The organism is Pseudoalteromonas sp. QJM3NY_12 (assembly GCF_056173165.1).
This window is the reverse complement of the sequence record NZ_CM149661.1, coordinates 2072421-2099226: the sequence shown is the minus strand read 5'-3', so window position 1 is coordinate 2099226 and position 26806 is coordinate 2072421. Positions and strand designations below refer to the sequence as shown.

General features: G+C 39.0%; 26 protein-coding genes. 14 read left to right on the top strand and 12 right to left on the bottom strand.

Annotated features, from left to right (window positions below):
* The first annotated feature begins 88 nt into the window (after positions 1–88).
* Positions 89–538 (top strand): methyltransferase family protein, encoded by a 450-nt coding sequence (locus tag AC0VZ5_RS09660; RefSeq protein WP_138607740.1) that lies wholly within the window; start codon positions 89–91, stop codon positions 536–538.
* Between the two features lie 60 nt (positions 539–598).
* Here the strand turns inward: AC0VZ5_RS09660 and queC are convergent, their stop codons facing one another.
* Complete coding sequence (gene queC, locus AC0VZ5_RS09655) at positions 599–1255, bottom strand: 7-cyano-7-deazaguanine synthase QueC (protein ID WP_008110177.1); 657 nt, start codon at positions 1253–1255, stop codon at positions 599–601.
* 145 nt (positions 1256–1400) lie between these two features.
* Between queC and queE the strand changes: the two genes are divergently transcribed.
* Positions 1401–2066 carry a 7-carboxy-7-deazaguanine synthase QueE gene (gene queE, locus AC0VZ5_RS09650; RefSeq protein WP_350608412.1) on the top strand — a complete coding sequence of 222 codons (666 nt, stop codon included), beginning with the start codon at positions 1401–1403 and terminating at the stop codon, positions 2064–2066.
* A gap of 129 nt (positions 2067–2195) precedes the next feature.
* Here the strand turns inward: queE and AC0VZ5_RS09645 are convergent, their stop codons facing one another.
* A complete protein-coding gene (locus tag AC0VZ5_RS09645; RefSeq protein WP_475472590.1) occupies positions 2196–2468 on the bottom strand; it encodes a hypothetical protein in 273 nt (90 codons plus the stop codon).
* A 124-nt stretch (positions 2469–2592) separates the two neighbouring features.
* Here AC0VZ5_RS09645 and AC0VZ5_RS09640 point away from each other — a divergent pair, with 124 nt between their 5' ends.
* The gene (locus tag AC0VZ5_RS09640; protein WP_475472588.1) at positions 2593–4071 is read left to right on the top strand and encodes a substrate-binding periplasmic protein; all 1479 of its coding nucleotides are present in this window, start codon (positions 2593–2595) and stop codon (positions 4069–4071) included.
* A 72-nt stretch (positions 4072–4143) separates the two neighbouring features.
* Here the strand turns inward: AC0VZ5_RS09640 and AC0VZ5_RS09635 are convergent, their stop codons facing one another.
* The 3 genes from AC0VZ5_RS09635 to AC0VZ5_RS09625 form a co-directional block, all read right to left on the bottom strand.
* The gene (locus AC0VZ5_RS09635; protein ID WP_198523365.1) at positions 4144–4590 is read right to left on the bottom strand and encodes a hypothetical protein; all 447 of its coding nucleotides are present in this window, start codon (positions 4588–4590) and stop codon (positions 4144–4146) included.
* 139 nt (positions 4591–4729) lie between these two features.
* Positions 4730–5209 carry a thioredoxin-dependent thiol peroxidase gene (bcp, locus tag AC0VZ5_RS09630; RefSeq protein WP_138607747.1) on the bottom strand — a complete coding sequence of 160 codons (480 nt, stop codon included), beginning with the start codon at positions 5207–5209 and terminating at the stop codon, positions 4730–4732.
* Positions 5210–5219: 10 nt separating this feature from the next.
* Complete coding sequence (locus tag AC0VZ5_RS09625; RefSeq protein WP_138607749.1) at positions 5220–5753, bottom strand: glycine cleavage system transcriptional repressor; 534 nt, start codon at positions 5751–5753, stop codon at positions 5220–5222.
* A 354-nt stretch (positions 5754–6107) separates the two neighbouring features.
* On the opposite strand from AC0VZ5_RS09625, the gene bamC reads away from it, so the two are divergent.
* Both bamC and AC0VZ5_RS09615 read left to right on the top strand, forming a co-directional pair.
* Positions 6108–7166 carry an outer membrane protein assembly factor BamC gene (gene bamC, locus AC0VZ5_RS09620; RefSeq protein ID WP_138607751.1) on the top strand — a complete coding sequence of 353 codons (1059 nt, stop codon included), beginning with the start codon at positions 6108–6110 and terminating at the stop codon, positions 7164–7166.
* 65 nt (positions 7167–7231) lie between these two features.
* The gene (locus AC0VZ5_RS09615; protein WP_464708238.1) at positions 7232–8620 is read left to right on the top strand and encodes a YjiH family protein; all 1389 of its coding nucleotides are present in this window, start codon (positions 7232–7234) and stop codon (positions 8618–8620) included.
* 32 nt (positions 8621–8652) lie between these two features.
* Here AC0VZ5_RS09615 and AC0VZ5_RS09610 read toward each other — a convergent pair whose 3' ends face one another.
* Both AC0VZ5_RS09610 and AC0VZ5_RS09605 read right to left on the bottom strand, forming a co-directional pair.
* Positions 8653–8802, bottom strand: coding sequence for a DUF2897 family protein (locus tag AC0VZ5_RS09610; protein ID WP_475472586.1), 150 nt, complete (start codon positions 8800–8802; stop codon positions 8653–8655).
* An 84-nt stretch (positions 8803–8886) separates the two neighbouring features.
* Entirely contained in the window at positions 8887–9423 is a 537-nt protein-coding gene (locus tag AC0VZ5_RS09605; protein WP_475472585.1) for an acyloxyacyl hydrolase, read from the bottom strand.
* A 246-nt stretch (positions 9424–9669) separates the two neighbouring features.
* Between AC0VZ5_RS09605 and AC0VZ5_RS09600 the strand changes: the two genes are divergently transcribed.
* Together AC0VZ5_RS09600 and AC0VZ5_RS09595 are read left to right on the top strand one after the other, a co-directional pair.
* On the top strand, positions 9670–10263 hold the full coding sequence (locus AC0VZ5_RS09600) for an MlaC/ttg2D family ABC transporter substrate-binding protein (protein WP_138607759.1): 594 nt from the start codon (positions 9670–9672) through the stop codon (positions 10261–10263).
* 210 nt (positions 10264–10473) lie between these two features.
* Entirely contained in the window at positions 10474–11811 is a 1338-nt protein-coding gene (locus AC0VZ5_RS09595; RefSeq protein ID WP_475472584.1) for an ankyrin repeat domain-containing protein, read from the top strand.
* Between the two features lie 63 nt (positions 11812–11874).
* Here AC0VZ5_RS09595 and AC0VZ5_RS09590 read toward each other — a convergent pair whose 3' ends face one another.
* From AC0VZ5_RS09590 to AC0VZ5_RS09570, 5 genes are read right to left on the bottom strand one after another with little or no spacing between them, the layout of a single operon-like run.
* The gene (locus AC0VZ5_RS09590; RefSeq protein ID WP_178956263.1) at positions 11875–12327 is read right to left on the bottom strand and encodes a DUF2069 domain-containing protein; all 453 of its coding nucleotides are present in this window, start codon (positions 12325–12327) and stop codon (positions 11875–11877) included.
* Entirely contained in the window at positions 12324–12878 is a 555-nt protein-coding gene (gene wrbA / locus AC0VZ5_RS09585; RefSeq protein WP_131691238.1) for an NAD(P)H:quinone oxidoreductase, read from the bottom strand. The genes AC0VZ5_RS09590 and wrbA overlap by 4 nt, the downstream gene beginning before the upstream one ends.
* Positions 12878–13225, bottom strand: a complete 348-nt coding sequence (gene arsC, locus AC0VZ5_RS09580; RefSeq protein WP_198523361.1) for an arsenate reductase (glutaredoxin) — start codon at positions 13223–13225, stop codon at positions 12878–12880. Before arsC ends, wrbA begins: the two co-directional genes overlap by 1 nt.
* 54 nt (positions 13226–13279) lie before the next feature.
* The gene (bepA, locus tag AC0VZ5_RS09575) at positions 13280–14737 is read right to left on the bottom strand and encodes a beta-barrel assembly-enhancing protease (RefSeq protein ID WP_475472582.1); all 1458 of its coding nucleotides are present in this window, start codon (positions 14735–14737) and stop codon (positions 13280–13282) included.
* Between the two features lie 12 nt (positions 14738–14749).
* Entirely contained in the window at positions 14750–15394 is a 645-nt protein-coding gene (locus tag AC0VZ5_RS09570) for a hypothetical protein (RefSeq protein WP_413402464.1), read from the bottom strand.
* Positions 15395–15537: 143 nt separating this feature from the next.
* On the opposite strand from AC0VZ5_RS09570, the gene AC0VZ5_RS09565 reads away from it, so the two are divergent.
* From AC0VZ5_RS09565 to AC0VZ5_RS09535, 7 genes are all read left to right on the top strand, one after another.
* A complete protein-coding gene (locus AC0VZ5_RS09565; RefSeq protein ID WP_138607771.1) occupies positions 15538–15756 on the top strand; it encodes a hypothetical protein in 219 nt (72 codons plus the stop codon).
* Positions 15749–16825 (top strand): AI-2E family transporter, encoded by a 1077-nt coding sequence (locus AC0VZ5_RS09560; protein ID WP_178956258.1) that lies wholly within the window; start codon positions 15749–15751, stop codon positions 16823–16825. The genes AC0VZ5_RS09565 and AC0VZ5_RS09560 overlap by 8 nt, the downstream gene beginning before the upstream one ends.
* Positions 16826–16932: 107 nt before the next feature.
* Positions 16933–19188: an aminotransferase class V-fold PLP-dependent enzyme gene (locus AC0VZ5_RS09555; RefSeq protein ID WP_475472579.1), complete on the top strand. Its 2256-nt coding sequence runs from the start codon at positions 16933–16935 to the stop codon at positions 19186–19188.
* A 310-nt stretch (positions 19189–19498) separates the two neighbouring features.
* Entirely contained in the window at positions 19499–21145 is a 1647-nt protein-coding gene (gene pgi, locus AC0VZ5_RS09550; protein WP_475472577.1) for a glucose-6-phosphate isomerase, read from the top strand.
* Between the two features lie 234 nt (positions 21146–21379).
* Entirely contained in the window at positions 21380–22852 is a 1473-nt protein-coding gene (gene zwf, locus AC0VZ5_RS09545) for a glucose-6-phosphate dehydrogenase (RefSeq protein WP_178956255.1), read from the top strand.
* 3 nt (positions 22853–22855) lie between these two features.
* Complete coding sequence (gene pgl, locus AC0VZ5_RS09540; protein ID WP_178956254.1) at positions 22856–23566, top strand: 6-phosphogluconolactonase; 711 nt, start codon at positions 22856–22858, stop codon at positions 23564–23566.
* Between the two features lie 570 nt (positions 23567–24136).
* Positions 24137–26734, top strand: a complete 2598-nt coding sequence (locus tag AC0VZ5_RS09535) for a TonB-dependent receptor (RefSeq protein WP_475472574.1) — start codon at positions 24137–24139, stop codon at positions 26732–26734.
* The last annotated feature ends 72 nt before the right edge of the window (positions 26735–26806 follow it).

The following is a 26806-nucleotide window of genomic DNA, read 5'->3' as shown; positions in this document are numbered from 1 at the left end:
TTTATAAATATTCGATAAGTCATTGTTATTATTTGTGACGCCACCATATAGTAATTATGAAGTTTTTTAATCGATACAAGGAGTAGGTATGTTAAATAATAAAATTCCACCGGTTGTGGTTGTGGTGTTTTTTGCTGCTGTAATGGCACTGATTGCACATTATAGCGTGATTGATTTTAGCGCATTTATTACTTATCTCTCGCTAGCACTTGTCGCTACTGGGTGTATATTTTGTATTGCTGGGGTCGTGAGTTTCCGGTTTGCTAAAACAACAGTACTACCTAACAAACCAGAACAAGCGTCTAGTTTAGTTACCTCAGGTGTTTATAAATTCTCTCGTAATCCGATGTATTTAGGTTTTGCGTTTATATTAGCAGGCTGGGGCGTGTGGTTGGGTTCAATGTGGGCTTTTTTAGGTGTAGCAGGGTTTATTGCTTACATTACCTTATTTCAAATAATCCCAGAGGAACGGGCGCTCCACAAATTATTTGGTGAGCAATTTGACGATTATAAATCACGAGTAAAACGCTGGCTTTAACGTTTTATCGCAACAAAAAAGGCTACCCTTGGTAGCCTTTTAGTGTATTAACGTTGAACTTTACTCATATTCAAGCGGGTCTGTCACGTTGTTAAGCTCAAAGGCCTCTAAACGTTCTTGGCAGGCACCACATTTACCACACGCTTTGTCACGACCATTATAACAGGTCCATGTTTGGCTGTAGTCTAAGCCCATTTTAATACCGTCGGTTAAAATATCGATTTTAGTATTGTTTAAATACGGGCTAAAAATTTCTACTGCATCGTAATTTGCAATACGACATACATCATCCATCTTTTTAACAAACTCAGGACGACAGTCAGGGTAAATTGCATGATCGCCTGAATGCGCGCCGTAATATACTTTGCTCGCTTTAAGCGACACTGCATAACCTACCGCTAAGGAAAGTAAAATCATATTGCGGTTAGGCACAATGGTGCTTTTCATGCTTTCTTCTTCGTAATGGCCTTCTGGCACATCAATATCGTCTGTTAACGACGAACCACCAATAAGCTGATTAATTGCTGATATATCAACAATTTTGTGCGGGACATTTAGCTTTTCACATACGTTGGCGGCAACTTTAAGTTCTTTAACATGACGCTGACCATAATCAAACGAGAGGGCATAAACATCATGGCCTTGCTGCAAGGCTTTATTTAATACAGTAAATGAGTCCATACCGCCGGAATAAATAACAACTACTTTTTGCGTCATACGTGGTTTGCTCTTTAGTTTTGATAGAGGTTTATATCAGGGCGCGATATACTACACGGCCAAGGCATAAATGACAATTTTTGCACCGTGCTTTGCGATTTTTAATAGTAACAATTTTGCCGTCAGGTTGTAAGTGAGATTTCTTTTGTACAAAATTAATGAAGTGTTTGAAACCATTCAAGGTGAAGCGAGCTTTACCGGTACGCCGTCTATATTTTTACGCCTGCAAGGTTGTCCTGTGGGATGTTCGTGGTGTGACACTAAACAAACCTGGGATGTTGATAATGTATATAAAGTATCACTAGATGACACGGTAGAAAAAAAAGCCGACTCTGATCATTGGGCTGAGGCCAGTGCCGCGCAGGTCCTGGAGTTATTTAAATCCCGTGGCTATACCGCCAAGCATGTTGTGATCACCGGTGGTGAACCTTGCATGTACGATTTAAACCCAGTGTGTAATTTATTGCATGATCATGGCTTTAGCACGCAAATAGAAACCAGTGGCACCTTTGAAATTCTCGCCCCTGCCCAAACGTGGGTTACGGTATCGCCAAAAATTAATATGCGTGGTGGTTACAAAGTATTGAGCAGTGCTATGCAACGCGCCGATGAAATTAAACATCCGATTGCCATGCAAAAGCACGTAGAAGAGTTAGAAGAGTTATTTACCGCCACAGGCGTAAACCCAAAACTGGTATATTTACAGCCAATCAGCCAAAAAACGTCGGCAACTAAATTAGCCATTGATACTTGTATCGCCAAAAACTGGCGTTTATCAATTCAAGTACATAAGTATTTGGGAATTAGTTAAAGAGCAAGCGCAGCTGCAAGTGGTTAGCTATAAGCGATCAGCTGCTCGGCGTTGAGTTATATTACGTAGGTTGGGTGAGTAAACCCCAACCTAACTCAACAAATTTAAACTCATAAAGCCAAGCAGGCTTTAAATATAATTTTCATCAATAAACTGGCACCACTGCTGAGTATTTAATTCTGGTACGTTTGGCTTATCTCTAATACCGAGTTTAAACATGATTACAGAGCGCCATTCTAAAGAGCCAATGTCTGGCCCATGTCCATAACCGTCACCGGTATTTATTTGCTGTTCAACATGATTAAACCATGCTTCAGAGCACGGAGAGTATTTTCTATCTTTTTGCGCAACACTACTGCACCCAGCAATAATGAGTAATAAAGGAGCCATTAATAGTTTCATATTTTACCTATGTGTTTATTTTGTTGAACCTTGAACCTTGAACCTTGAACCTTGAACCTCAAACTAACACCTAAGTTTGCAAAGTACACTGGTGGTGCATATATTAAACTAAGTGATTGGGAGAATGCGCTTGGCTAAATACCTACTACTGTTTTTTGTTTTTTCTTATGTTTGTATAAACCCGGCTTTTGCGAGTGTAAAAGTTGGCGTAACTCATTGGGTTGATTACACCAATCCGGATGAAACAGGCGTTTATATTGAGCTACTCAAAGAAGTTTATGCAGATGAACAGCTCGAGTTTGATTTTAGTACTTACAAACGAATTACCAATTTATTTGAACAAAAACAGTATGACTTCGTAATTGGTGTTGCTAAAGAAGATGTTCCTTTAGCCTATTATCCTCATTGGTACTTAGATTATGATTATCCAATTAATGCCTATTTTTTAAATTCTACTAATAACTTTAACAAGTTATCTGATTTTAACAACAAAGTATTAAGCTGGCTCGACGGCTATAATTTCGATAAGTTTATTGAATACCCACACGATTATTACCCGGTTTCTACTATTGAAAAAGCAATGGCTCTGCTACTGAATAAACGTATAGATGCTTTCGTTGATTTTGACTACAACATTCCTAAAGAGTATAAATCAAAGCTTAATTATGTAGAGGTTGTGCCTGCAAGGCCTATTTATTTAGCCTTTTCGAACGATGAAAAGGGCAGAGCCTTGGCGCGAAAATTTGACCAAACCATGCCAAAATTAAAATCATCGGGACGGTTGCAGGAATTATATAAATCAGATTATGACAATACGCGGTTTGCTGACTTTGACGCAAGTAAAATAAAAATCGTATTGAGTAGTAACGATGAGTCTTTGCTGCGACTGAACTCAGTTACCGAAGAAAAATCACTAGACGCACAGCTTTATAAATTAATTTTGACTGAAATGCGAGACTACAGAGTTGAGTTTGTAAAAGCGCCGAATACAAACAATGAAGTTCAATTTGGCACTAATTATTGTTATGCCAATAAAATTAACACCCCAGAACGAGCAAACCGCTATTTAATATCAAAGCCGTTTTCTTTGTATCTCGCTCCGCGACTTTATTCTCCTACTGATTTAACTGAATTTAAGCATATGAAAAATTTAGACGAGTTAGTGTCTCAAAGTGAATTAAGGTTGGGATTATCAAAATTCAGAATATTCTCCGAAGACATTATGTCTCTACTTGAAGAAGTAGATAAAACTAAAATAAAACCAGCCCCCACTAATATATTCTCTAGATTACAACAATTAGCTAAGTTGCAAGAATTTGATGCGTCTATTGAATACCCCAGCGATGTAGCCACGTATTGGCAGGATATAACAGACGCAGACATTCACTCCTTTGATTTGAAATTAAATACATCGTTTACTGTTGGGTATTTAATGTGTGAGCGCAGTGAAGAAAATATAAAATTTGTTCATGATTTTAATAATACACTCTCAAAATTAATTCAAAGCAATAAATACAAAGCGCTTATATATCACTTTGCGGCTGACATACCTGCTGAAGAGTTTAATAAAATTTATCAGCAAGCACTGTTGGGTGAAAAGTGAGAACGCAAGCACTGCGTAATTTTTTAACCGCTAGGGTAGGCTATTTATTATTGAAATCTTTGCTCTGAAAATTCAAACAATGGCACTGACAAGTGCGCCAGCGTCTGTAATACCTGCATCTTTCATGGCTTGGCTAATCATTTGCACCAGCGCGACTACTTGAGATTGTGTTGATGAAACGATGTTTGCTTGTGCTTCAATTTGTGCTTGTATTGCCTCGTCTTCTTGGTCCGATTGAGCTTGTAATTGAGTGAGTTGTTCTTTTTGTTCTTCAAGCAGCTGTTTGAGCTCTTTAAGTTGCTCTATCATTTTTGCAATATATTCAGGCATTTCTGAATTTGTGGTTTTTTCAACGTTTTGATCAGCCTCTTTTCCCGAGAGTTTATTACGCTCTCTGTCTGATAATTGATAATCAGCGTTGTCCTTATTTTTAGTTGTTTCTTTTGTTTGTTGTGCAGCATTTATTTTTTCTGCTGCAATTTTAACGTCAAAGGCTGAGTGTTTATTTAGCTGTATCACGGTTAATTATCCATAATGTTATTCGTTACCAATTTAGCTATCGGCAGGAATGCTAAAGTACTAAAGCGATAAATACAAAAAAGCGTTGCCCTTGAGCAACGCTTTTATTTTATCTTGTTTAGCCTTTAGCCTTTAGCCTTTATTCAGCAGCTAAATAATCCAATACCACTTGGTGATGATCTTTGGTTTTAAATTTATCAAACAAGTGTTTAATTTTACCGTCTTGGCCTACTAAGAAAGTAAGGCGGTGAATCCCGTCATATTCTTTGCCCATAAATTTTTTGTAGCCCCACACCCCAAATGCCTCAGCAATGGCATGATCTTCGTCAGAAAGTAGGTCAAAGTTAAGCTCTTTTTTAGTTTCAAAGTTTTTAAGGCGCTTAATTGGATCTGGGCTTATACCAACCACGTGAGTGTTGAATTTTGCAAGCTCGGCTTGTTGGTCACGCAGATTCTCGGCTTGTACGGTACAGCCTGGCGTTGACGCTTTAGGGTAAAAGTATACCAATACTTGTTTTTCTTTTAATAACTCGTTGAGCACGACGGTTTCGTCATTTTGGTTTTGTAAGCTAAAAGCCGGTGCTGTGTCGCCACTTTGTAATGGGGTAATTTTGTTCATGCTAAACTCCTTAGCGAATACGTCGAAAGATGTAATCTACGTTTAAAACGTGCGAAAGGTTTTCAAAACTAATTTTAAATTGGTCAATGTCAACGTCAACGGGAATATTAAATTCAAGTTCACAGCGCATTTTAAGTTCAGTATCTTCTTCGTAGGTATCTGATTTTAATGAGCAAATATTAATATTACTGTCTGCAAAAAAGCGCGTTACTTTACTCAAGGTGCCAGGGGTGTCTATGCCAGTATATTCTAGGGTGTAACCTGCACAAAACTCGCTTTGATTATGGCTTGAAGTGCGTTTCATCATAGTAAGCAGGCCAAGCTCCATACCTTTGGTAGGCAGGGTGTGCTCAATACGGCTAATGGCTGACATATCACCGCTAAGTAGCATAATAAAAGTAAGTTCGTTGCCTAAAATAGCAATGCGGCTATCTATAATATTACAGTGGCAATCACTGACGAGTTGCGTAAGCTCACTAACGATGCCCGATCTATCTTCGCCAATTGCGGTTAAAACAATTTGATGATTTGAAAATGCAGTCATGGGTTTTAAAGTACCTAAGTTACTTGGATGATAACAACCGACTTGGCAACAAAAAATAAACACGTAGCGTTGCACGGCGGTAAAGTTTAACACAAAACCCGCGTTAAACTACAGCGACGGTTAATTTTAGGCGGTTAATAGTGCAGTGTTTCTTGTTTTTACAAGCTTGTGAAAGTACCATAGCAAAAATGTGTCTATTTGTAGCTTAGTCTGTCGGTCATCTTGTTGGCTTAATGCAGTTAGATAAGCAAATTATAAATGTAAAGTTAATATTGATTTTACACTGAACCAAATCGGTATTACCCACTCATATATTTGTTAAAACAATTAAGGGTATGCTAAGGAGAATTATCTGTGCAGTATTGGATCCCAAAAGCACTTGCAGTAAGTGTATTGGTAAGTTTGTCAGGGTGTAGTGTATTTACAAGTGATGCCCATAATGAGCGTAACTACCGCGCCCATGAGCCGGTTAAAGCACCTGCTTCGTTATCACAACCCGCTCAAGATCCTGTTTATAAGATGGATGTGGGTCAATATGATAATAATCCGGAGGCAACAAACTATCGTCCGCCGGCGCAAGTATTAACGGTTGCTAAAGGCAGTTGGGTTGAGGAAGCAGATAAACAAGCACGTATTTATTTTGATAAAAATGATGGCATTGACGATTTAGATGTATTCATTTGGGACTCGATTCAAGCAGTGCTTGCTGACAACAACATTAGTGCGACACAACAAAACAAAATGCAAGGAACACTTGAAACAGATTGGTACGCTATTGTTAAGCCAGAGGAAAGCTGGTTATGGGGCGATGATGAAAGTGTTGATTTAGAACGTTTTAAATTTACTATTGAAGAAAAAGAGCATCAACGTACAGCGTCTTTAACTGCTGAGCTTATTGATTTTAAAGGCGATAAGCCTTTGACTGATTTATTAAAACAGCAGCTAGAAGTACGTGCACTTAACCAAGTAGTAAGTGAGTTTGATTACCGCTATCGTCAACTTGAAGTTGATATGCGCAAGCGTAAAGGGGTAATTTCATTAGAGCTTGGGTTTGATAACAAAGGCAATGCAGCACTTGTTACTGAGCAAGCCTACGATACAGTATTCGATCGCTTTTCTGGATTCTTAGAGCGCTTATCTTTCACCATTGTTGAAATAAACCAAGAGACAGGTTTAATTACAGCAGATTACGCCAAAGTAGAAAGTAGCGTATGGGATTCTATTTGGGGCGATGAACCAACAGAATTACCAATTGATGAAGGCCAATACCAAATTTTGGTTAGCAAAACCAAGCAAGGTGGCACCAGTCTTACGTGGATGGATGACAAAGGCGAAACGCTTGAACCAGGTACAATGAATGGTTTACAGCAAGCATTAGAAGCGGCGTTAATTAAGCGCGGTATTAAAATTTAATAATTATAAATACTTACCACAAAAAGAGCACTTAGCTCTTTTTGTGGTTTTTACAGGTTGAAAATATGTCTCAGTTAGATTCATCACGCCCAGCATCCGTTCAAAAAAGTTATGATTTGAAAGTATGGTTGGTTTTTTTAATTCCTTCTTTAATCGGCGTTTTTTTGTTCATGACGCCAGTACCGTCTGGCGAAATAATGACGATACCTATCGCGGTAATGGCCAAGGCAATTCAAGCCTCATTCAGTGAGATAGCACTAGGGCTAATAGCTACCATTATTTGTATTACTGGTGTAATGTCGCTGGTGCTTAGTGTCTTTAAACCGAAAAGCTTAACCAAATTTCGCTTATTAAATCATTTGTTTAATGTGAGTTGGATTTGGTTAGTAACACGGTTGTTTGGTATGGCGTTTGTGCTTTTAACTTATTTTCAAGTTGGACCGCATGCTATTACCTCAGAAAATACTGGCTTGCTAGTATTAAAAGATTTATTACCGGTGTTGTTTTCGGTGTTTATTTTAGCGGGCTTATTACTGCCGTTATTACTTAATTTTGGTTTACTTGAGCTGGTGGGTACCTTACTTACTAAAGTAATGCGTCCATTGTTTGGGGTGCCAGGGCGCAGTGCAGTTAATTGTGTTGCTTCATGGTTAGGTGATGGTAGCGTAGGTATTTTAATGACTGCGCGTCAGTACGAAGATAAATATTATACTCAACGTGAAGCTGCGATTATTGGTACCACTTTCTCTGCTGTATCAATTACCTTTTGTTTAGTTGTTATTGGTCAAGTAAAGCTTGAATACTTATTTGCACCTTTCTACCTAACCGTGTGTTTAGCCGGTGTAGTGGCTGCAATAATTGTTCCGCGTTTACCACCACTGCGTTTTAAAAAGGACGTGCTTATTGATGGTGAACAACCTGATGGCAACGCCGAGCTAGTACCTGAAGGCAAAACATTATTTAAGCACTCTCTTGATGTTGCATTGACTAAAGCAGAAAAAGCGCCAGGCTTGAAGGGCACCTTAGAAGAAGGTATACACAATGCATTTGATATGGTGTTTGCAGTATTACCAGTAGTCATGGCTGTGGGTACATTTGCACTTATTATTGCTGAATATACCCCGATATTTCAGTATTTAGGTATGCCGTTTATTCCGTTCTTGGAGCTTTTACAAGTACCAGAAGCTGAAATGGCTGCACAAACTATTATGGTCGGTTTTGCAGATATGTTTATTCCTTCTATTTTAGCTGCAGGTTCAATTGAAAGTGATGTAACACGTTTTATTATTGCAGCCATGAGTGTAACGCAACTTATTTATATGTCTGAAGTGGGCGCACTTTTATTAGGAAGTAAAATACCAGTTAATATTTTTGAGTTGTTTGTTATTTTCATTCTCAGAACATTAGTTACATTGCCTGTTATTGCCTTAATGGCACACTGGTTAGTTGGTTAAGTAATGATTTAAACGAAAAAAGCCCTGAATATTCAGGGCTTTTTTGTTTCTTTGTCTTGCGTTGATGAAATAGATACTGAGGCTTTAAACTCGCTTTTTGCACTTAAACGCAGCAGTGCTAAATTACCGATAACAATAGCCAGTACAATCGAGATAACGAGTACGATTTGCCAAATTTGCATGTTGTTGACCTTATTGTTTTTTAAGCAGTAATTATGACCGCTTTCAATATAAGCCGCAACATTTTGAGTGTTTATTACGGGCGTTTAAAACCGTTGTGCTACCGACAATGTTAAAAAGTTTATTCCTGGATTAGGTGCTTTAAATCCTGCGTTTGAATAGTGAATAATACGCAGTGCTACGTTGGTTTCTCCAAAATCGGCCACTAGGCCTATTCTATCTTCAAACTGATAGTGAGTACTTAGGTTTTTACCTGCAAAATGGTGCTCATCAAGTAGGGAAAAGCCAATACCAGCCTCTACATAGAATGGCGTATTGTATACGCTAAATGCTGGAAACTGCACAACTGGTGAAACAGCGAATACTAGGTTGGATTGTGACTGTTGAGCATGGCGGTAATGCCACAGGTTAATGCTGCTTTCAAGGTAAAAGCGGGCATCGCCAACAAAGTTCTGTGCACCCTTGGGATGATATTGATACGCAAGCTTTATCCCAGTCACATTACCTTCGCCTTTTAATAAGTCCACAGCGTAGCCATGGCTTGAGGATGCATAGGCTGCATTTGTTGGCAGTAAAAATAAACAAAAAACAATAATTGAAATCATCTCAAATGAGGTTTTCATAACGACCTACTGGTAGGTGAATTTAAATAGTAATTAAATGATAAGGGCGGTGAATTACTGTTTTCAATGAGGACAAAAATCCGCTTGTAGATGGCTTGTTAACTAAGGTTTTTAACTAATTGAATTTATTTAATTAATTTTATTGGTGCTAATTGGGCATTAATAAGTTGCTTATTTATGCCTTTTTTGTTGCCTGTTATTTGCGTAGATTACACTAAACTTAATTATTTAAACTATGCATTTATTATGAAACTTATAAAGCTTTTAGTGGTTATTGCTGTTTTTTTTAGTAGCGCACTCACTGCACAAACGCAGCCGTCACCTAAACAATTATTGCAAACTGTAGCCGAATCATTATTTAACGATATTGGGCAGGTAAATGCGCAAGGTAATGCCAGCAAAGAAGCGATGTCATTAATTGTTGAGCAGCGTTTGATGCCACATATTGATATTAAGTTTGTGTCGTTTAAATTATTAGGTAAACATATTAAAGGCATTAACCGTGAACAAGGCGTTGCGTTTATAGATGCGGTAGAGCATTACTTAACGGGCACTTATGCTAGTGCGCTTGTGAAGTACACAGGGCAAGATGTAATTTTTGAGCAAGACGCTGCTGCAAGCGACTCTAAATTTGCCACAGTTAAAACGCAAATTATTGAAGCTAATAAACCCACCATAGATTTACACTTTAAACTTCGTTTAGGGAACGATCAGCAATGGAAAGTATACGATATTGTTGCTGAGGGGATTTCGTTACTTAGTGCTAAGCAAAAAGAGATCATTCAACGCATTTCTGATGTGGGTTTAGATCAAGTCACAGCAGAACTTCAGCAAAGTTAGTTCCTTTGTAATTAAAAGCTCCAACCGTAAAAGCAGCTAATGGCGCATGTCGTTAGTTGCTTTTGTATTTTGGCCTATATTGCACGAGTTTACGCTAGCTTGGCAACCTAGCTGTGTTAGAATATCGGCTTCTTTGATTAAGCGTGGTGTCAGCTAAAAACTGTTATAACTGACCACTCACCCGAGCTACACTGGAGTTGTGTTGTTTTAATGGAAAATGTACTAATTTGGCCAAAGGAATACCCGTTACTGGTCAAAGGGCTGGTTGAACAAAACGGTGCCTTCATTTTAGATGCTTTAGAAGCTTGGCCTGCCTGTCGTTCTACTGAAGAAGATGATGGTGTTTGCACCACGGTTTTGCCCCCAATTTATTATTTAACCTGGTTAACCCCCCTAGAGCCGTTTGAAGAATGTTACTTTCAGCATATTTGTGAATATGATGAGGATGCACAAGTCTATATTGCAGCACTTAAAGAGCACTATTTTGCTAATGACTACAGCATAGAAAATATTGTGTTAATGCTGTGTCAGCGACTTGAAAAATACGCAAGTGTATCGGCACAAAATAATATTGAAACGCCGCTTTCATTGATTAGCCTATTTTTTAGTAAACGTTTTTTTACTTTGATAGAACATGCGCTTGAACAGGGTGCTAAGCTGTCAGCTGCAGATACCTTATCTATTTGGCAAGAGGTCGACTTTAGAGAGCGTTTAAGTGCGCATATTCCTCAGTCGATTGCAGACATTGAATATTTAGCAGAGCTTACTAGCGAAAAGGTAGCTGCAGGCAAAGATTACTTTACTTTATTAACTCAGGTTTCGCCTGATGTTGATTCTATTGTGTTGTTAGAAAATGCCTTACTTGCCCATTTAAACAAGAAAAAAGCTAAGCAAACCATGGCCATGCGCTTTATTGAACAAGGTGCGACGGGTACCTTGACCGATGAAGATAACAAAACAGCATTTATGTGGGCTGCAGAAAAAGGCTATGTAAATGTAATAGAAATGCTCCTGCAATACCAAGATAAAAAAGCCGTCGACAATAAAGGTAATACAGCGCTGCATTACGCGGTGATGAGTAAAAATGAATCGTTAATGATTTTATTGCTTAAAGCAGGGTATGATTTTAGAGCGCGTAATAACGACGGATTAAGTTGTTACCGTTTAGCTGTAAGCATCAAAGCCAGTAACTTAGTTAAATGCCTTGAACGTGATTTTGGTATTAAAGAATTATCGCCAGAAGGGCAGTTAGATCGAATTAAAAAAGTGCATGTATTACACGCGGTTGTGGCGTTATTGCTACCACTTCAGTTGTTTTTCTTTTTTGATGAAAACATCACTATAAAAAGTGAGCTTACTCTTTTTATGACCATGACGGCGGTGGTGTGTTTTTTCTTTGCGACAAATTTAAAGCGTTGTTCGTTGTACCCGCATATTAAACATCCTTGGGGATTGTTTTTATTAAGAGTGGTATCGGCTTTTAGCCTTATAGCCCAGCTAGGTTTAGCTTGCATAGTGGGGTTAGCTGCTTTAAGCGAGTTAGTTTAACCATTTATTTAATTACAAAAAAACGCGCTAATAAAGCGCGTTTTTTATGTTTTGAGCTGCTAGCTATGAGTTGTTTTTATTGTGTTCATGCGCTGCTTTTTCTTCAGCAAGTTCATCTTTAAGCTTGCGAATCTTAAGTCCAAGCTCTTGTCCTCTATGGCGTGCATAGTAAGTGCAGCCAATAAACATAGACGAGGCGAAAAGTAACTCTAGTAATACCCATACGAGTTCATCTTGAGCAACCCATAGCAATGTAAAGCCATGAATAAAATAAAACATAACGATAAAATTAGCCCACGCATAAGTGTAGGTTTTATCTTGCAGTATGCCTTTTAAAGGTAATAACAGTGGTAGTACATAGACTAAAAAAAGAAAGGCGTTACTGTGGCCTTCTCTGGGGGCTAATACAAACATCCATAGTGGCATTAAAATCAGCAGGCCAAAATAACCAAATAAGGCTAGGCGCTGAAATTTTACGGTCACTGGCTTTTTAGCAGACTCGCTCTTTTGGGTCATTTAAGTTTACTCGCTACTTGCGTCAAGCGTTTGCCTACGCTTTGACATATTTTAATTTCATCTTTACTTAGGGTAGAGCTGTTGCTGCTGCCAGCAACGTGGGAAGCGCCGTAAGGTGTGCCTCCAGTTTCGGTGCCAAGAAGTTCTGGTACATCGTAAGGTACCCCCATTAACATCATCCCGTGATGTAATAACGGCAGTGACAAGTTAAGTAGGGTTGCTTCATTTCCCCCATGCATACTACTCGATGATGAAAACACACAGGCAGGCTTATCTATAAGTTGGCCTTTAAGCCACAGGTCACTGGTGGTTTCCCAAAATGTCTTTGCCTGTGCGGCCATCATGCCAAAGCGGGTAGGTGTACCAAATGCAAGCCCATCACAAGCAACTAAATCGTCTTTATTTATCACAATGTCGTGCGGGTTTTTAGCCACAAACGTGCGCAGCAATGCGGTTGCGCCTTGTTGTTCTATCGATTCTGCAATTTCATGCGCCATGGCTTCTACAGAGCCATGGCTTGAGTGGTACAGCACCACAATGGTTGTGCTCATTATAGAACGCTTAATGCGTTTTCAGGCGGGCGACCCAAGGCTGCTTTGTTGTTGCTAACAACAATGGGGCGTTCAATTAATTTTGGATGTTCCACCATGGCAGCAATTAGTGCCGACTCATCATTTTCATCTTTTAAATTAAGGGCTTTGTACTGCTCTTCTTTGGTACGCATTAGATCTCGTGCAGAATTAAACCCAAGTTGAGAAACTAAGGTACTAATTTGCTCATGAGAAAGCGGTGTTTTTAAGTATTCAACAACACTCGGTTCAATGTTTTTACTTTGTAATAGGTTAAGTGTTTCGCGTGATTTTGAACAGCGCGGATTATGGTAAATAGTAACTGACATAAAAATAAATCCAAAGTATAAATTGTGGCTATTTTAGGTGAACTCGCCAAATACTTAAAGCCTTGCAAGCTCTTTTTGTAATAACCGATATTGTGTGAGTAACGCTTTTAAACGCTGTTGTTTCACATTTTCAGTTGGCTCAACAAAATTAAGTGCTTTTTGTATTTCGTCAGCCGCTTTTAAATATGCGCCATATTGCGACAACACATCGGCGTTTGCTTCGTGATACGCGGCTAATTTTTCTTGCTTTTTATAGGCGTCGGTCAAAAGCTGCTTACCCAAACTATGATCTGGCTTCTCCAATAAAAACGATTTTAATACATTTTCGGCTAACTCATATTGCTCAGCTTCCAACGCGGCATTTGCATAATTTAAAGTGATCACTTGGTTGTTTGGCCGGTAGTTATTTAATTCACTTAAATAACTAACTGCTTCAGCTGCTTTTTTTTGTGCAATGAGTAAATCTGTTTTTGTATCAATATAAAATAAGTTTTTAGGATCACTTACCAATAGCTCATCTAGGATAGGCTGCGCTTCATCCGTTTTCTTTTGATCGATTAAGCTGATAGCTAAACCATACTGTAGTGCTACGTTGTTATAGGTATTTTCGCGCATTAACTTTCTAAATAAGGCCTCTGCATTTTCCGGCTCGTTATCGTAACGAGCTAATACACGGCTTTTAGCTAAATTAAAGTCAAGGCTTGAACCTATTTGGCGTTTTGGGTATTGCTCGGCACGCAAGCGTACATCCGACACGCGGCTTTCTGGCAGCGGGTGAGTGAGTAAAAACGCCGGGGGTTTATATTTATAACGAATTTGCGCTGCCAGTTTAGTTAAAAATTCACTAGAAGCTCTTGCATCAAATCCTGCATTGTTAAGAGTTTGCATGCCAATTCTGTCGGCTTCTTGTTCGGCAGAGCGGCTATGGGTGAGTTGGCTAAATGCCGACTGTGTTTGGCTGGCTGAAATAATTGCTATGCCTGCATCTGGGGCTACAACGGTTGCTAAAATACCGGCTATCATACCGGCAATGGTGAGACCGCTATTGTCTTGTTGTTGCTGAATACGCCTTGCTAAGTGGCGTTGTGTTACGTGCGCGATTTCATGACCAAGTACTGAGGCAAACTGACTTTCGTTATCGGCTTGAGCAATTAAGCCTGTGTGAACACCTACATGACCGCCATAAAATGCAAATGCGTTAATTTCTGGGTTATTTAACCAAAAAAATGAAAAACCGAAGCGTACATCATTGGCGTTCGCAACTAATTTTCGGCCTAAGGTTGTTAGGTACTCATCAAGCACTGGATCGTTAATTAATGGTGAAGACCCTCTGATCTGCATCATCATCACTTCACCAATCGCTCTTTCTTTCTCCAGTGGTAATGCCTGCAGCGCAGACGTGCCTAAGTCGGGCAGTTGAAGATTTGTTTGTGCCTTTAACGGCTCACTCATTAGTAGGCTAAATGTAAGCACTGCACTGCATAAAGTGATAAAGGCGGATTTTAGTTGCATTATATTCCTTGTTTATTTTTTATCAGGGGCACTTGTTGGATCATCTGTATATAAACGGCTGTCCTTTTCACATAATTGATAAAACGACTTTATTGTGACCCCATCAACCTTAACAATGTTCAATTGAGTTTGTAAAAAAGCAATAATCTTATGAACTACTTTATGTGAATGCAATATAAGCGCTTTGTCTGCTTCATCGCCTTGTTCTAAATAAAAGCCTATGAATTTATGTAGTTGATTAATGCGAATCACAGTTTTCATGGTTAATGGATCCCATAATATAAATTCCATTGACTCATCATGTCGAGCGTATCTATCGATGGTAGTGTCATTAGAAAAAGGGAACGCTTGTAGTTCAAAACCGCGTTCGGTAAATACTTGATGCAACGAAATTCGTGGCTTGTTATTACTCTCTTTCTCAAAAAGCTCGTTTGGGTCGATACCCAAGGACTCTAGGTTCCAATTGCGTTTGTCGATGATACGCTTTATAGCATTATCAAACCCGTGATCTAAAATGCTTTCACACTCACTTACCGATGAGGCTACTAAATGATAAAAATGCGGCAGCTCTCCCCAATTAATTTGCTTTTTAAACCAATTTATTTCTTTGAGAGTTGGATTGCTAGGCAATTGCGCTTTATTATGCGAATTAGGCATTAACGTATCCTTTTAGCTAACTATGCTATAAGGATAAACCATTGCAGAGGTTGTTTTAAGAAAAAGTTAAATTTAACTGTGGTTAATCTTAATTAGCCTAGGTATAGGACTTATTATTAATGTGAACAGGTAGTGAAACGAGTATGCTAGAGCTAGATTTGCGCGCTTATAAATGTCCTCAGCAATTTATTCAGTTTAAATTAGGGTTGCGTGAGGCAATATCGTTAAATCAAGCAATTACTTTTAATATCTCAAGCGAGCTAAACACAGATGATATTGAACGATATTTGCAAAAAAAAATGTATTATTACAAGTTAAATAAACAACAAGCGTTGTTATTAGTGGAGCCGTTGCGTGTTTGAATATGTAAAAGCATGGTATGAAAAAAAGTTTTCTGATCCTAATTCAGTTACTTTACTTTTTTTGTTATTGGCACTGGTTGCCATGTTGTACTTTTTTGGCCCATTAATTGTGCCTGTGTTAGTGGCACTGATCATTGCTTATTTATTAGATTGGCCCGTGGTTCACCTAGAGCGAGTTGGCTTAAAGCGTTTTACTGCCACTAGCATAGTTATGTTGATATTTATTGGCATTATGCTCACCTTAATATTGGTTATAGGCCCGGTACTTTGGCAGCAAAGTAGTAACTTAGTGCAAGAAACCCCGCATATGGTAGAGCAAGGTAAATCGTTTTTACTCGACCTACCAGCTAAATACCCCAGCCTTATTAGTGCAGAGCAAGTACAGTCTATTGTGGTAACGGTAGAAACCAAAGTGCTCGAATTTGGCCAAGTGGTGCTGTCGGCATCGCTCAATTCATTAAAAGATGCTGTTGCGTGGTTAATTTATCTTATTTTAGTACCGCTACTGGTATTTTTTATGCTTAAAGACAAAGTAGAGCTCAGTGCCAGCATTGCTAAACTGATCCCGCGCCAACGACGCTTAATTTTGCAAGTGTGGCATGAAATGAATCAGCAAATAATGAATTATATTCGAGGTAAAGTATTCGAAATTTTAATTATTGGCTCGGTGTCCTTTATTGCCTTTACGGTATTGGATTTACGTTATGCGGCGCTGCTTGGTGTGTTAGTTGGCTTTTCGGTGCTTATTCCATTTGTTGGTGCTGCGCTGGTGACTATACCTGTGGCGGCGGTGGCGCTGTTTCAGTTTGGTTTAGAAACCCAGTTTTGGACCATTTTAATTATTTACGGCATTATTCAAGCGCTTGATGGCAATGTGTTAGTCCCTTTATTGTTCTCTGAAGCGGTTGATTTAAATCCGGTGTTTATTATTGTTGCCGTACTATTTTTTGGTGGGCTGTGGGGCTTTTGGGGGGTGTTTTTTGCTATTCCATTAGCATCATTAGTAAAAGCGCTTATTAAGGCGTGGTCATCCACACATGAAGAACTCGCAGAAGAGCTCGGTAACTAAAAAGTATAGTAAACGCACTTTAATTACTAAAGATTATTATTCATTCCTTTTAAAACTATGTACTATTGGGAATAAGATATATTTTTTAGTAATAAGGTGCGTTTTTAATGTCAGAGTTTTTATTGCCAGATGAACCCAACAACCAAGTTTATCTTGATGCAAATGCGACCACACCTGTATTGCCATGTATTGCAGAGGTTGTGTGCCATGCGATGCAAATTTGTTTTGGTAATCCCTCAAGTCCCCATATAACCGGTATTCAAGCCAAACACTTATTAGAACAAACGAGGCAAAAAGCGCGCACCGTTATTGGTGCGCAGCAGGGCGATATTTTATTTACCTCAGGTGCGACCGAAGGGATTCAAACCGCTATCGTATCAACCTTAATTAATGCCAAACAGCACACAAAATCTAAACCGGTTTTATTGTATGGAGCAACTGAACATAAAGCGGTGCCTAATACATTAAAACATTGGAATGCCGTGCTTGAAATTAATGCTGAAATTATTGCTATTCCGGTTAACCGAGACGGTATTTTAGATTTAGACTTTATTGCTCAGCATATTGATAACGCCCTGATGATTTGTACTATGGCTGTTAATAATGAAACCGGTGTATACCAAGATTTAAGTGCTATAGAAAAGGTGATCCGCAGTCGTAATAACGACGTGACTTGGATGGTTGACTGTGTGCAGGCACTGGGTAAACAACAACTCAACTTAAGCAAAACCACGATTGATTATGCGCCATTTTCAGGACATAAGCTCTATGCACCTAAAGGCATCGGATTATTGTATATTCGTAAAGGAAGCCCATACACGCCGTTTATAGCTGGTGGAGGCCAAGAAAGTGGCATGCGTTCAGGTACAGAAAACCTGCCCGGTATTGCTGGGCTTAATAAGCTGTTTAGTTTGCTGCTTGATAAGCAAGACGATACTTTTAAATCAGCTGATGTACTTAATTTGTATCGCGATAAACTGCATAGCGCTTTAGTTGATACTTTTGGAAGTATTACCTTTAATCATGATTTTGCCTGCTCAGTGCCCACAACACTAAACTTTGCAGTTAATGATTTAACCAGTAAAGAAGTTATTGATTTATTTGACGCTGCAGGTATTAGAGTCAGCGGTGGCTCAGCCTGTAGTACGGGCGCAACTCAAAGCTTTGTACTTGATGCGATGGGAGTGTCACAGTGGCAAAGTGAAAATGCGATTCGTTTATCGTTTGGGCCTGCTGCCACTATGGCGCAAATAGACTATGCATGTGAACAAATTCGCGCACTTAAAACAGTGTTACAAGCAAATTGTTTGGTTATTTCTGATAGTAGCTTAGTAGCACAAGAAGTATGTGCCTTGGGGCTTACCCAATTTAGACACCAAGGTGCTTGCAGTTGGTTGTATGTAGCTGATGATCAACAGGCAATTATTATTGACCCAATTATTGAACTGATCCCTCGATTTGAAAAAATAGTGAATACACAAAATTTAACTATTACTGCTATTTTAAACACGCATGAGCACCAAGATCGTCACTGTGCTCTTGATTTAATGCGCAGCGCACTTAAAGAAAATTTAGTTGCTGGTGAAGTTGATCAATTAGGCTGGCCTGTTAATTGTGAACAATTGCAACTAACCGAACAAGTACTTGAAAAGCTAGCGACGCCTGGACACAGCCAAGATAGCGTGAGTTATTTATTAAAGGCTAATAACGGCGATGTACAGTACTGTTTTTGTGGTGATTTAATTTTACCTGCGGGGCTTGGTAATACAGTACTTGATGGGGGAGATGCGATGCAGATGGCAGACTCTTTGACTAAGTTAGCAACAGAGCTTAATCCGCAAAGTGTGGTGTGCTCTGGGCATGATTATCAACAGTGTTTTGCCATGAATTGGGCTGTGCAACAGCAGCAAACACCTTTATTAAAAGCGCTTATTGAAGGTGATATCAGCCATACTGAATTTGCCATGCAAAAACAACAAGCAGACTCACAACAACACACATTAGCAAATTCGCTTTGTGGTTATGTTAATGCAAAGCCTAAAGTCGAAACTTCGCAGCTTAGTTTTAATCAAGCGAAGGAAATGCTCTCACATAACAGTGTATATTTAATTGATACCCGAGAGCCTTATGAGCATGGCGCTAACAATATCAGTGGATTGCTTAATGTGCCTGAGGCTAAAACTTTAAATATTCCTTTAAGCCGAATGGCCTATGCACTCACCCAAGGGCAACTAGATAAAAACAATCAATACATATTGGTGTGTCGCAGTGGAAATCGTTCAAAAATTGCGGCGGCAAACTTAATTGAACTTGGTTATAACCGCGTTTTTAACTTATCGGGTGGTTTAGCATTGACCAGCTAATAGTTTAATAAAAGAAAAAGGCCGACATGTGTCGGTCTTTTTTTTGCCTGCTTTAATTGAATATTAATAAAATGTTCATTGTGCAGAGGGGGTGAACAGTTGTTAAATTCAATTTTTAATTTTATGATACCGGTGTCAAAAGCAAAAAATTGCGCTATTATCTGCATCAAAGCTTATAAAAATAACGCAATTTAGACCATTTAAGCTATAATGTTGGGCTTTGCTTTTTACAAAAGTCGCTTGTTCAGTGTCGTAAAAAATAAAATAAAATGCTTAAAATCAATAGATTAATTAATTAGGGGATGTTTACATGGCGAGCCGTTCTGGGTTAGTAAGTTGGCAAGCACTAGAAAATAGTGCACAAAAGATGACACAAACACATCTGAAAACTTTATTTGCACAAGACGATTCTCGTTTTTCTCAATTCTCTACTCAAATTCCAGGTGTGTTGTTTGATTACTCAAAACAACGCATAGATGAAAACGTATTTGGTCAATTAATTTCATTAGCGAAAGAATGCGATATTGAAGCATGGCGTGAGAAAATGTTTATCGGTGAAAAAATTAATATCACCGAAGACCGTGCGGTTTTACATACTGCGCTTAGAAATCGCGCTCATACACCGCTTATTGTTGACGGCGAAAATATTACAGAAGCGGTCGATAGCGAACTTGCCAAAATTAAGACCTTTGTTGAAAAAGTGCGAAGTGGTCAATGGCTAGGTTACACCGGAAAAGCGGTAAAAGATGTGGTTAGCATTGGTGTTGGTGGTTCAAACTTAGGGCCGCAAACGGCAACTGAAGCACTTAAAGCAGTGGTTGATAAGCCATTAAACGTTCACTATGTTTCAAACGCAGATGGCGTACAAATTGCGTCAGTATTAGATAAAGTAGATCCTGAAACCACGTTATTTGTAATTTCGTCAAAGACATTTACTACCTCAGAAACCATGACTAACTCAAAAACAGCGGTTGATTGGTTTTTAAACAGTGCAAAAGATGACAGCGCTATAGCAAAGCATTTTGTTGCAGTAAGCACTAATTTAGAAAAAACTGCTGCATTTGGTATTAGTGACGAAAACGTATTTACAATGTGGGATTGGGTTGGCGGTCGTTTTTCACTTTGGAGTGCCATTGGTTTACCTATTGCACTTTATGCTGGGTTTGAAGCATTTGAGGCCATTTTAGAGGGAGCGTTTGAAGTTGATGAGCACTTTAAATCGGCGCCGCTAGAACAGAATATTCCTTTAATTATGGCGCTACTCAGTGTTTGGAATACCAGCTTTTTAGGGTTTGATTCGCAAGCTATTTTGCCATACGACCAAGCCCTGCATATGTTGCCAGCATATTTGCAACAAGGTGAAATGGAAAGTAATGGTAAACATGTAACCTTTGATGGACAGACAGTGCCATACACTACCGTGCCAATCATTTGGGGTATGACAGGGATAAACGGTCAGCATGCGTTTTATCAATGTTTGCACCAAGGCAATGTAATTGTTCCCGCTGACTTTATTGGCTCTGTAAAGCCTCAGGTTAACGTAGATAAGCATCACGATATTTTATTATCGAACTTTTTTGCACAAACCGAAGCACTAATGAACGGGGTCGATGCACAGCAGATAACGGCTGATTTAACAGCCAAAGGCAAAACGCCTGCACAAATTGAAATGCTGCTAAAGCATAAAATTCACCAAGGAAACCGCCCAACAACGTCTATATTATTAGACACGATTAATGCAAAAGCGGTCGGTCGATTAATTGCACTGTATGAGCACAAGATTTTTTGTCACGGTATTATTTTACAAATATGTTCATTTGATCAGTGGGGCGTGGAGCTTGGTAAAGGTTTAGCATCTAAAATTGAAGCTGAATTAACAGATGATAACGTGGTGAATGAGCATGACAGCTCAACACTGGGCTTAATGGCGTACTACAAAAAATACCGTACGCAGTAACATTTTCACTTATTACACAATAAGTAACCAAATACCTTTGAACGGGTAGCGCTGGAGTCCTAGGGCCTGTATTTTTGTGAGAGGAATTACAGTGTCCCTAGACCCATTTTTAATCGCGCATATACGAACAACATTAGTAGGCTTTGTGCTGAGGCCTACATTATCCAGATAATAAACCGCTATAACTGATTACCAATACGGTAGTGGCAGGTAGCATAAACGTAGAGAGTAACTATGCTTAATCCTTTTGATATTATAATTTTTGGGGGCGGTGGTGATCTTGCGTTACGCAAATTACTTCCTGCAATGTATCGAGCATATCAAGAAGGTAACTTACCACAAGGCTCACGTATTTTGCCTACCGTGCGCGAACAAAGTAAATGCGATGAATACATCGATACAGCACACAAAGCTTTACAAGAATTTTTAAGCGAAGGCGAATATAACGCAAAAGATTGGAAATCGTTCTCAGACTTTTTAGTACCCGTAGTGAGCAATGTCACCGAAGCGGATGATAACTGGGATGTACTGAAAAAAATTCTAGATGAAGATGATAGCGATAAATCACGAGTATTTTACTTATCTCTTCCACCTGCTGTTTATGGCACCTGTTGTGAAATATTATCAACGAAAAAACTAATTACTGCGAACTCGCGTGTTGTAGTAGAAAAACCAATTGGTTACTGCGGTGAGTCAGCAGAAGTAATTAATGCGAAAATTGCACAGTATTTTAACGAAGAACAAATTTTCCGTATTGACCACTACTTAGGTAAAGAAACGGTTCAAAACTTAATGGCTCTGCGTTTTTCAAATTCATTATTTGAGAACATGTGGGATGCTAAATCGATTGATAATATTCAAATTAGCTTGTCAGAAACAGTAGGACTTGAAAGCCGTGCTGGTTTTTATGACAAAGCGGGTGCCTTGCGTGACATGGTGCAAAACCACTTGTTACAACTACTTTGTTTAGTGGCTATGGAGTCACCGCATAAGTTAAACGCTAACAGCATCCGTAATGAAAAATTAAAAGTATTAGAAGCATTACGTCCACTTGAAGATACAGATGTTGATAATAATATTATTCGTGGTCAGTACGTACCCGGTGATTTAAACGGTAAAATAGTCCCAGGTTACCTTGAAGAGCTAAACGAAGGGGCGAGTAAAACCGAAACTTTCGTTGCTATTCGTGCGCATATTGATAACTGGCGTTGGGCGGGCGTTCCTTTTTATCTGCGAACCGGTAAACGCATGGCGAAGCGCTGCGCTGAAATTGTAGTGCAATATAAAAAAGTATCACATAACGTTTATGAAGACAGCGTAGGCAATATTGAACCAAACCGTTTGATTATTCGCTTACAGCCACAAGAAAGCATTCAGTTAACGCTGATGTCAAAGCGTCTTGATAACTTAGATATGCAACTTGAACCTGTAACGATGAATATTGAATTGTCACAAGCGTATAGTAACGGTTTCCATTCAGATGCTTATAAACGTTTAATGCTTGATGCAGCCGCTAATAATCCTTCGTTATTTATTCACCGCGACGAAGTACGCCAAGCTTGGAAGTGGATTGATCCAATTATTGAACGTTGGCAAGAGAAGGGTAAACCTTCATTGTACCGAGCGGGTAGTTGGGGTCCTGAAGACGCTGATGATTTATTAGCAGAGAATAACCATGTTTGGTTTAACACCGGTGATAAGGCATAAGTAATGGCAAAAATAGTAGAAAAGTTTTTTGACGATAAAGCCGCTTTAACTGATGAATTATCTCAGTCATTAGAGCAGGCCTTACGTAATGGGATTGAAGCTGATGGCCGTGCAGTGCTAATGGTTTCAGGCGGATCTTCACCTGAACCTGCGTACAAGCATTTATCAACCCTTGATTTAAACTGGGCTCATGTTGATGTTGCTATGGTTGATGAACGTTGGGTTGAGGCAAGTCACGAAAAGAGTAATGAAGCATTCATTAAGCGTACTTTGCTACAAAACCATGGTGCAGCCGCTAATTTTATTAGCATGAAAAATGCAGCAGCCACTGCAGAGCAAGGTGTTGATTCGTGTGAAGCGCAGTTTCAAGCATTAAAGCGCCCGTTTGATGTCACTATTTTAGGGATGGGCCCTGATGGACATACTGCTTCGTTATTTCCACATGCTCAAGGGCTGGAAAACGGCTTAGATTCAAACCAACTTGTGTGTGCCATTAACGCAATTGAGAGTGATGTAACAGGTAGTATTACCGAACGAATGAGCTTAACGCTGAATGCAATTTTACAGTCTAAAGTAGTTAAATTACTTATTAGTGGCGATGAAAAGCTGGCTGTTTATAAGCAAGCTTTAGCGGGTGGTAATGTTAATGATATGCCGTTACGTGCAGTTCTAAATCACCCTGAGATCAACATTGAAGTGTATTGGGCACCTTAATTTAGTCTAAACTAGGTGCTTTAAAACCATGTTGTATTGATGGTTTAATGAAAGGTCAGTTGCTTTTGCTACTGGCCTTTTTTATTGCGACATGTTTTTGTCATTAATCAATTAATAACAAAGTGCTGTAAACATTTGAAGTTTAAATATTTCCCTTAAGCTAAGTACCTTTTTAATGCTCTTATATTTTTAAAAGTCACTAACTAAACTTATATTTATCAATAAAAACAGTAGGTTAATTTTGGTTCGGCGCGGAGTTATATAACCCATTAATCTCATCTGCTATTCGCAATCTCTCTTATTTTAAATACATTAAGTATAAACATGTCATTATTTACATACCTAGTATAGAGAGTAATTCTTGGGCGAACTCTGCTTTTTTATGAAATAATTAATCAATTTAAAATCAATGGCTTAATAATAATTAAGTTAAATTTCATACAAAAAGAGCGGAAAAATGTAGCAAAATTGTAATTTAGCATGTATGGTTTGTTACTACTATGACAGCGCTGTCATGGCGGTTAGGCAAAATGATAAACAAAACCAATAAAATGATTCGAGGGGAATCCTGTGTTAGCTAAAAATTTTAAAAAAAGCTTATTAGCAGTAAATATCGGCTTAGTTGTGGGAGCTGGGTTTACTGGTGCTGCATTCGCAGCCGATGAAGTTAAAGTTCAAAATGATGTTGAGGTTATTGAAGTACGCGGTATTCGTGGCTCTTTAGAAGCATCATTAAATACTAAGCGCTTTTCAGATTCTGTGGTAGACGCGTTATCATCTGAAGATGTCGGTAAGTTTCCTGACAGCGATGTAGGCGAAGCATTAGGTCGTATTTCTGGTGTTGCTGTAAATAGAGCATTTGGCCAAGGTCAACAAGTATCTATCCGCGGTGCATCAGCGCAACTAACTCGTACATTACTAAATGGCCATTCTGTGGCTTCAACTGGCTGGTACGATCAACAAAACATTGATCGTAGTTTTAACTATACATTATTGCCGCCTGAGATGGTTGGTAGTATCGAAGTATACAAATCATCACAAGCAGATATTGTTGAAGGTGGCATTGGTGGTACGGTTATCGTTAATACGCGCAAACCATTAGATTTAGATTCAAATACAGTATTTGCAAGCATTAAAGGTGATTACGGTTCAATATCAGAAGAGATTGATCCAGAGATTTCTGGCCTTTATAGCTGGAAAAATGATGATGAAACCTTTGGTGCGCTTGTGTCAGCAGCATTCTCAGAAACTAATTATCAGCGTAACGGTATTGAATCGCTAGTTGGTTGGGGTGACATTGTTCCTTCAACATTCCAACAAGAGCGAGAGCGTACAGCTATTAATGCAACATTCCAATACAGACCCAGTGATGAGTTAGAAATTGGTTTAAATATCATGAGTCTAGATTTGTCGGCAGATAATGCAAATACGTCGTTATTTGTTATGTTTCCAGATGACAAAGATGCAGCGTGTGAGCAAGTCAATGTAGATGGTACATGTACTTTTTATCGTCGTTCTGGTAACGGTGCCAACCCTGGTTGGGCTCAAACTTGGGCTCGTGCGGGTTCAATGACGTCAGAAACTGTTGATTTAGACTTTAAGTATGTAGGCGAAAGTTTTGAGGTTGAAGGCCGAATTGGTAACACGCAATCAGATGGCGGTACAGATTTAACAGCTAACTATGGTTTTTGGTTAGGTACTGCAGCAGATTACGCGGGTACCTATGATTCAACTGGCGATGAAATAAAAATTGATGTTGCGAATAAATCTTTCACACCCGATGACTTTCAAGGTGAATTATCATCTGCGGGCTGGGCACTCAAAAAGCAGCCAAATACGGATGAAGAAACCTATGCACAGCTTGATTTTACTTTCCCTGTAGATTTTGGTGCTATCACATCAATTAAAACCGGCTTTCGTTGGGCTGATCATGAAGTAAAACAAGAAACGTACACGGCAAACTTAGTTGACTCTATTTCAGCTTATGATGCCTCACGATATTATTCGGGTACAGTGACATCAGGTGCTGGTTACGTGTTACCAGAGCCTAATTTAGGACAAATGATCAGTGATGGCTATGCAGCAATTACAAGCTTCGATAACACCTCAATTGCATACAAGTCTGGTTACGGTACGATCCAAGAAGAAAATATTTCTTTGTACGCGATGGCTAATTTCTCAGCAGAGGGCATTCGTGGTAACTTCGGTATTCGCTATGTGTCAACCGATGCGGAGTCTGATTACTATGCCCTAGACGCTACGGGTAGTTATGGCAATGGTTTAAGCACAGAGAAAGCAGATTATAATGAAGTGTTACCAAGTGTAAATGTTGCATTTGATTTAACCGAAGACGTTATTTTACGTTTCTCTGCGGCGCAAGTTATTTCGCGTGCTAACTACACTGACATGTTTGCTGCATCATCACTATCAGGTTACGAAGATGGCACTGTAGGAAATGAAGTTATTTCTACCGGTAATATCGGCCTTGAACCATTTAAAGCAACACAGTCAGATTTAGGTGTTGAATACTACTTTGATGGCGACGGCATGGTAAGTGCGACTTACTTTATTAAGAATATTTCATCATTTACCAAAGTTGATCAAATCCTTAATCAAAGTATTGGGATCGTTGACCCTGATTCAGGTGTAGATAACTGGACAGTGGCTACCAAAGGCACAGGTTCAGGTGGTGAAATTCAAGGTATTGAACTTCAAATCCAAGATGGTTTTGATAGTGGCTTTGGTTATCAAGCAAATTATACGTGGGTTGACTCAGAAGCACCTGCAGAAAACTTCCCAGACCGTATCGAGTTATTTTCAGATTCATCTGAACATACAGTGAATTTGGTAGGTTACTATGAAGCTGATAACTACAGTGTTCGTTTAGCGTATAACTGGCGTTCAGAGTATATGGTTCGTGAAGCACCTTATTTCTACGGTAACCGTGAACACCAAGACTACGGTACACTTGATTTAACTGCAAACTACGCTGTAACTGACTACTTAGACCTAACGTTTGAAGCTGTTAATATAACAGAAGAAGATAGTATTCAGGTAGGTACAGCAACAGGTGATGCAGAAGTTAAACCTGAGCTTCGTAATGGCTATCCAGCGTGGAGTTTTGAAGGTGAAGCACGCTATAGAGTGGGTATTGTTCTTCGTTTCTAACTCGGTTTAGATGACAAAATGAAAGCCCAGTTAATACTGGGCTTTTTTATGAGCTAATCAATAAAGTGGTTT

What these genes read in the sequence shown, in the direction of transcription:
- AC0VZ5_RS09660 (WP_138607740.1), top strand. Translation starts at nt 89, where the DNA reads ATGTTAAATAATAAAATTCCACCGGTTGTGGTTGTGGTGTTTTTTGCT.
- queC (WP_008110177.1), bottom strand. Translation starts at nt 1,255, where the DNA reads ATGACGCAAAAAGTAGTTGTTATTTATTCCGGCGGTATGGACTCATTT.
- AC0VZ5_RS09645 (WP_475472590.1), bottom strand. Translation starts at nt 2,468, where the DNA reads ATGAAACTATTAATGGCTCCTTTATTACTCATTATTGCTGGGTGCAGT.
- AC0VZ5_RS09640 (WP_475472588.1), top strand. Translation starts at nt 2,593, where the DNA reads ATGCGCTTGGCTAAATACCTACTACTGTTTTTTGTTTTTTCTTATGTT.
- bcp (WP_138607747.1), bottom strand. Translation starts at nt 5,209, where the DNA reads ATGAACAAAATTACCCCATTACAAAGTGGCGACACAGCACCGGCTTTT.
- AC0VZ5_RS09625 (WP_138607749.1), bottom strand. Translation starts at nt 5,753, where the DNA reads ATGACTGCATTTTCAAATCATCAAATTGTTTTAACCGCAATTGGCGAA.
- AC0VZ5_RS09615 (WP_464708238.1), top strand. Translation starts at nt 7,232, where the DNA reads ATGTCTCAGTTAGATTCATCACGCCCAGCATCCGTTCAAAAAAGTTAT.
- AC0VZ5_RS09610 (WP_475472586.1), bottom strand. Translation starts at nt 8,802, where the DNA reads ATGCAAATTTGGCAAATCGTACTCGTTATCTCGATTGTACTGGCTATT.
- AC0VZ5_RS09605 (WP_475472585.1), bottom strand. Translation starts at nt 9,423, where the DNA reads ATGAAAACCTCATTTGAGATGATTTCAATTATTGTTTTTTGTTTATTT.
- AC0VZ5_RS09600 (WP_138607759.1), top strand. Translation starts at nt 9,670, where the DNA reads ATGAAACTTATAAAGCTTTTAGTGGTTATTGCTGTTTTTTTTAGTAGC.
- AC0VZ5_RS09595 (WP_475472584.1), top strand. Translation starts at nt 10,474, where the DNA reads ATGGAAAATGTACTAATTTGGCCAAAGGAATACCCGTTACTGGTCAAA.
- AC0VZ5_RS09590 (WP_178956263.1), bottom strand. Translation starts at nt 12,327, where the DNA reads ATGACCCAAAAGAGCGAGTCTGCTAAAAAGCCAGTGACCGTAAAATTT.
- wrbA (WP_131691238.1), bottom strand. Translation starts at nt 12,878, where the DNA reads ATGAGCACAACCATTGTGGTGCTGTACCACTCAAGCCATGGCTCTGTA.
- arsC (WP_198523361.1), bottom strand. Translation starts at nt 13,225, where the DNA reads ATGTCAGTTACTATTTACCATAATCCGCGCTGTTCAAAATCACGCGAA.
- bepA (WP_475472582.1), bottom strand. Translation starts at nt 14,737, where the DNA reads ATGCAACTAAAATCCGCCTTTATCACTTTATGCAGTGCAGTGCTTACA.
- AC0VZ5_RS09570 (WP_413402464.1), bottom strand. Translation starts at nt 15,394, where the DNA reads ATGCCTAATTCGCATAATAAAGCGCAATTGCCTAGCAATCCAACTCTC.
- AC0VZ5_RS09565 (WP_138607771.1), top strand. Translation starts at nt 15,538, where the DNA reads ATGCTAGAGCTAGATTTGCGCGCTTATAAATGTCCTCAGCAATTTATT.
- AC0VZ5_RS09555 (WP_475472579.1), top strand. Translation starts at nt 16,933, where the DNA reads ATGTCAGAGTTTTTATTGCCAGATGAACCCAACAACCAAGTTTATCTT.
- pgi (WP_475472577.1), top strand. Translation starts at nt 19,499, where the DNA reads ATGGCGAGCCGTTCTGGGTTAGTAAGTTGGCAAGCACTAGAAAATAGT.
- zwf (WP_178956255.1), top strand. Translation starts at nt 21,380, where the DNA reads ATGCTTAATCCTTTTGATATTATAATTTTTGGGGGCGGTGGTGATCTT.
- pgl (WP_178956254.1), top strand. Translation starts at nt 22,856, where the DNA reads ATGGCAAAAATAGTAGAAAAGTTTTTTGACGATAAAGCCGCTTTAACT.